The 5,540-nt window shown below is 41.0% G+C and carries 6 protein-coding genes; 1 reads left to right on the top strand and 5 read right to left on the bottom strand.

What is annotated here, in order from left to right; genetic code table 11:
- Positions 1-33: 33 nt before the first annotated feature.
- Complete coding sequence (locus tag IQ264_RS31345; RefSeq protein WP_193986441.1) at positions 34-753, bottom strand: response regulator transcription factor; 720 nt, start codon at positions 751-753, stop codon at positions 34-36.
- A gap of 101 nt (positions 754-854) precedes the next feature.
- Complete coding sequence (locus tag IQ264_RS31340) at positions 855-1,574, bottom strand: response regulator transcription factor (RefSeq protein WP_193986440.1); 720 nt, start codon at positions 1,572-1,574, stop codon at positions 855-857.
- Between the two features lie 370 nt (positions 1,575-1,944).
- Between IQ264_RS31340 and IQ264_RS31335 the strand changes: the two genes are divergently transcribed.
- Positions 1,945-2,553, top strand: coding sequence for a CPP1-like family protein (locus tag IQ264_RS31335; protein WP_193986438.1), 609 nt, complete (start codon positions 1,945-1,947; stop codon positions 2,551-2,553).
- 159 nt (positions 2,554-2,712) lie between these two features.
- Here IQ264_RS31335 and IQ264_RS31330 read toward each other — a convergent pair whose 3' ends face one another.
- The 3 genes from IQ264_RS31330 to IQ264_RS31320 all read right to left on the bottom strand — a co-directional run bounded on the left by IQ264_RS31330 (position 2,713) and on the right by IQ264_RS31320 (position 5,468).
- Entirely contained in the window at positions 2,713-3,423 is a 711-nt protein-coding gene (locus IQ264_RS31330) for an HAD family hydrolase (RefSeq protein ID WP_193986437.1), read from the bottom strand.
- Between the two features lie 166 nt (positions 3,424-3,589).
- Positions 3,590-4,690 carry a 4-hydroxyphenylpyruvate dioxygenase gene (gene hppD, locus IQ264_RS31325; RefSeq protein ID WP_193986436.1) on the bottom strand — a complete coding sequence of 367 codons (1,101 nt, stop codon included), beginning with the start codon at positions 4,688-4,690 and terminating at the stop codon, positions 3,590-3,592.
- A 61-nt stretch (positions 4,691-4,751) separates the two neighbouring features.
- Positions 4,752-5,468, bottom strand: a complete 717-nt coding sequence (locus IQ264_RS31320; RefSeq protein WP_193986435.1) for an SDR family oxidoreductase — start codon at positions 5,466-5,468, stop codon at positions 4,752-4,754.
- Positions 5,469-5,540 lie beyond the last annotated feature (72 nt).

Here is a 5,540-nt window from a genome sequence, read left to right as displayed (position 1 = left end):
ACCCATCCCCCTGCCCCCTGCCCCTGGAGCTCCCTAAGAAGCTTCCGAAATTTCCATTTTGTAGCCCACGCCATGCACCGTTTTAATGTACTTAGGTTGACCAGAGTTGCTTTCTATCTTTTTCCGAATTTGACCAATATGAACATCTACAACTCGGTCTTCCGCACCTTCCATCCCATGATGTTCATATCCCCAAACTTCTCGCATTAATTCCTTACGTCGCCAAACTCGATTCGGGTGGGTTGCCAAAAAATGTAACAAATCGAATTCTAACGGAGTTAAAGTAATGATTTGGTCATTTAAAGTAACTTCCCGACTAACAGGGTCAATTATCAGATTTTCCAGTACTAAAGCTTGAGATTTAGTAGGAGTATGAATACTTGGTTCTGCTCTTCTTAATAATGCCTCTACTTGTTTTTCTAGAACCTCAACATAAAAAGGTTTAGTCATATAAGCATCAGCCAATTCCAGACCAGCAATTTGAGATTTAACATCCGTCAAACTGGTTAACAGCATCACCATTACACCCATGCGACTTTTCATTTGTTCGCAAAGTTTGAACCCAATAGTATCTGGCAAAATTACATCCAAAATTACCAAATCAGGTTGAAATTGATCGAACACAACCAAAGCCGTCATACCGTCTATAACAGACTCAATTTGATAGTTATGCTTACTTTGTTTTAAGAACCTATGAATTAAATTTCTGGTTCCCGGATCATCTTCAACAATAAGTATTTTTTTGGAAGCCACATCAGTTTTGATAGTCATATTAACGTCTCAAGCAGCACAAGCGAAATCTTTTGATTTTTAATGAAGGGGCTGGTTTAGCACCAGCCAGAACCCGAAATTGATTACTGCTGAGATTTATTATTTGCCTCAGTGGTTTCGGGAACCTCAAACTTGTAGCCCACACCCCGAACCGTCTGAATCATTACTGGTTGATTCGAGTCTACTTCTAGTTTTCTCCGAATTTGACCAATATGAACATCAACAACCCGCTGATCTCCTACATATTCATAATCCCATACAGCTTGGATTAGTTCCGATCGTCGCCAAACTCGTCCAGGATGACTTGCTAAAAAATGTAACAAATCAAATTCTAAAGCTGTTAAAGGTACGCTGGAATTGTTGAGCGTTACTTCACGACGTACAGGATCGATCATTAACTGATCCAAGACAATACGTTGCTGTTCTCCAGTAGTTACCGCTCGCTGGCGCTTCAATATAGCTGCTACCCTAACTCCCAACTCTTTTAAGCTGAAAGGTTTGGTGATGTAATCATCTGCACCTTTGGAAAATCCGGTAATTTTATCGGCTTCGTCTCCCCTACTGGTGAGCATTAGCACAAATACACCAGTCTGACTTTGCATTTCTTGACACAAGTTATATCCATTCGCGTCAGGTAAGTTTACGTCTAAAATCACCAAATCTGGATTAAATTGCTCGAATAAAGTCATCGCTGTCTTACCATCAGCCGCAGACTCCATTTGGTACTGTTTACTCAAAAAACGCTGTATTAGGTTCCTGACAGCAGGATCGTCATCAACAACAAGAATTTTGGGGAGAGCCATAGCCACCACTTTACACTGAGAATTAAATACGCAAGATGCAAACCGAAGAAGCTGAATACTAATTAGGGAGAAGTAATTAAAGCAACTTGGCTGAATATTGATTTCCGATATGAATTGTGTAAGAGCATTTTAGATGATTAGAGGGTTTCATAGTAGTCCACTATTATTCTTCCCTCTACAGCATCACACTAAACCATAGATTAAAATGTTTTCCCATTTCGGTTAACAGGCTAGACTAGTCAACAACTAAATGCTAGCTGCAATCAGCTATATAAGGGGAGAATGTAAGTGATCGTAAGACCACAAGCAGCTTGGAGTGGAGCCAAAGCTGTGGCTAAATAAATGGGATGTCTAGGAGGTTAGGAGGAAAATGAGTGTAGAAAATCCTTACGAGCAACTTGGAATTCCAGAGAATGCTACTTTCGATGAAATTCAAACGGCTCGTAATCGTTTAACGCAAGAGTATAGTAATGACCCAAAACGACAAGAAGCTATAGAGACAGCTTATGATGCGATCTTGATGGAGCGTTTACGGATGCGTCAGGAAGGCAGAATTCGCGTTCCTGAAGGGATCAGGTTTGCTGAACAACGCTTTTCTCAGGCTCCCCCCAGTCCACCACCAATCTCGGTCAAGCAGCCTCCCGCATGGCTGCAAAATTTTCTGGATACTCCTAGTAGAACAGATATTCTGTGGACAACGGGTGCTTTTCTGGTTTTGGCTGGTTTGAGTGTTTACTATGCCTCTTTTGCTTTGGCTTTAGGTGTATTTGCTAGTCTTTATTTTCTCTCGCGCAAGGAACGTAAGCTAGGGCGGTCTGTACTGCTTTCTTTGGCAGGGTTGACTTTTGGCTTGGTTCTCTGGGGGGTGTTTGCTAGTTTACTGACAACACAAATCAACTCTTTGCCTTTGACAGGAGAAACTTTAGCCGCTTGGATTTCTTTTGTGATTCTTTGGTTGGTAAGTAGTTTTCTCCGCTAAGGCTGTGGCAGGGGAGTTCTCGGAGCAGAGGGGAAAAATCTGTAAGGGCGGGTTTTGTTGTTAACTCTTCTGCTGTGAATACAGATTTATCTGCTCTCACCCGCCCCTACAAACTCAAAACTCAAGACTCTCCCCACTTTTTGCTTTCTTTATGATTTTTTATATTGCAGGTTGATTATCCAGCTTTTTTCCCAGATTGAGTAAGTAATCTACTGCTTCGCTTAAATTATCAACAATGAGGTCTGGATGGAAGGCTTCTAGGGAGGTGCGATCGCGAATTCCACACAAAACCCCGATCGCCTTAATTCTATGCGTTTTAGCAGCCACTATGTCGGCTTCAGTGTCGCCTACCATCCAAGTATCAGTAGCAGGTGGCAGTTTTGCCAACGCTTCTCCCATCAGTATCGGTTTGTCTTCTATATCACGAATTTTAGGGTAATCGTTGCTGATGCGATAGCAGCGGTTTTCGGGAAAAAATCTGCTTAAGTCAAAGCTTTTAAAGGCATAGTCTAATTCCTTGATCCGCCTCATGGTTAACACCGCTAAGTCTATTCCAGCCTGTTGGACTTTTTCTAAAGCAGCAATGGCTCCGGGCGCTAACTCGTCATATTTAAAATAAGGCTGAGAATGGGCTGTTTTTTTCCTTAATTGGGCGAATTCTTCGGCTTGTTGTTCCTCTAAGCCGGAAATAATTCCAATCCGTTTTTCGGGAACTCGCGCCCTTTTTAACTGCCAAAATTCCACTTTTGATAAGTGATGTACTTTTTGATTCTGACGGCGAGTTTTTTCTAGACATAGTTCGTAAACTCGATAGTAACGTTCCGAAATGTCAACTATTGGCCCATCGAAGTCAGTAATTAGTCTTAACATAAATCTCCCAATTGTTAATTTTTTATAAGTTTACATGGGGACTGGGGACTGGGGACTAAGAAAGTTTTGAGTTAGGGAGAGAGTTTTAAGTTTTGAATTTTTCTCCCCTCTGCTCCTCTGCTCCCCTGCTCCTCTGCTCCCCTGCACCCCTGCACGCCTGCTTCCTTCAAGACTGACTGCGCTTGATTTGCTCTCTTTCTATTGCTTGAAATAGGGCACGAAAGTTGCCTTCTCCGAATCCTTGTGCTGGGGTTTGTTGACCTTGAATGTAACCAAGACGACGTTCGATTAATTCAAAGAAGAAAGTAGGTGTTCCGAAAATTGGTTGGGTAAAAATTTGCAGGAGCAGGGGAACTATTTCTGATTGATTGTTATTAATATCTTGCTGCCAATCGACTAGAATTTGTTGTGCTTGTATTTTTTGTATGTCTAGTGAATTTAAAGGAATATTTTGCCTGTTTTCGAGGTCTGTGTAGTAATTAGGAGGAACTTCTAAAAACTTTAATTTATTATGTTTTAAAAATTTAGTTGCCTCGATTAAGTTTGAAGTTTGTAAGGCAATATGTTGAATTCCTGACCCTCCGTTAAAGTCTAAAAATTCTTGAATCTGAGAATTTGCTGATGCTGGTTGATTGATGGGAAATTGAACTAATTTGTTGGGATGAACTAGTACTTGACTGTGTAATGCTGACCAATCTGTTTGAATGGCAAAGGTTTGTTGACGTTGTAATTCTAGTACTTTTTCGTACCAGTTTACGGCAGATTCTAATTCGCCAGTTGCTACGTTTAGAACTACGTGATCGATGCCTGTAAAAGTTACTGGATTTGGAGAGTTAGAAGATGAGTAGTTTTTGTTTTGCCAGTTTTCGATTCCTAATTCCCAGTTTCCTGTACCTTCGATTAAGGTGTGAGTTAAGTTTCCCCAGGCGGAGATTTTTGCCCATTTAAGTTGGGGTTGTTGGATTATTGGTTGTAAAAGTTTTGCGCCGTAACTAATGGCTTTAGCGATGAGTTTTTCTATGTTTTGGACACGAAAGGCGACATCGGCTACGCCGGGGGGATGCGATCGCAAAAACTCTGCTACTGGACTTTCAGGTAATAGAGGCGAAGAAAGAAAAAAGCACACTGCTCCATTTTTGACTACTTCTATTAGAGTGTGATTTTGCCAAACTCCACCACCAATAGCTTGAAAACCCATTTGGCGAACAAACCAATTTCGCCATAGTGGTGCATCTTCAACATAGAAATGTATGTGATCAATTTTCATCCCAGCTTGTCTCTTGTTAGTTACTAGCTCACAAAAGATTTATAACAAATTGACGATGGGATTAGAAAAATAAGTGGCTTTCTGGTTGAATATTAATTTCCATTGGTACTGCTTGCGGTTCAGCAGAAAGGGCAAATAAAATTGCTTCGGCTGCGGTTTGGGCACTGAGCATTTTTGTGCGATCGACCTTTAAATTAATTGTGTCCCAAAAAGGCGTATCTACACCGCCAAAGTAAAATAAGGTGAACTTGATGCCGAAACGTTTTAGTTCATCAGCCATACACTTGCTGAAGCCGACTACCCCAAATTTAGCAGCACAGTAAGCTGCTGCCATTGCCATTGAGTGTTTGCCTAGAATGCCGATTATATTGCATATATGTCCAGATTTTTGATCTTTCATGTATTTAGCAGCTGTTTGGCAAGTGTAGAAGCTGCCTTTCAAATTTACACTCAGCATCGCTTCTAAATCTTCTGGTGTCAGCTGATTATACTGTTTTAAAATTCCTGCGCCAGCAGCGTTAATTAAAACGTCGATTTTACCAAAGTTGGCGATCGCCTTCTCCATTAAACTTTCTACCTGAGAAGGGTTGGTAATATCACAGGCAACTGTTATAATTTCCCCTTTTTCGCTTAAGTTTAAACCAGAAATCAAAGCATTTAATTTTTGGCTGTCTCTGGCTGCTAGTACTAATTTCGCGCCTTTAGATAACAATTTTTTGGTTACAGCTGCGCCGATTCCACCTGTAGCGCCAATTACAACAACTACTTTGTCTTGCATACAATTTACATTTCTTTACATAAGATTCATTTTACCTAGTTGTGGCAGAGAAAGGGATGGGGAGGTGGGGGG

This window comes from [Phormidium] sp. LEGE 05292 (genome assembly GCF_015207735.1).
In the GTDB taxonomy this organism is placed as follows: Bacteria; Cyanobacteriota; Cyanobacteriia; order Cyanobacteriales; family Aerosakkonemataceae; genus Floridanema.
This window is presented reverse-complemented; position numbering and strand designations above follow the sequence as displayed.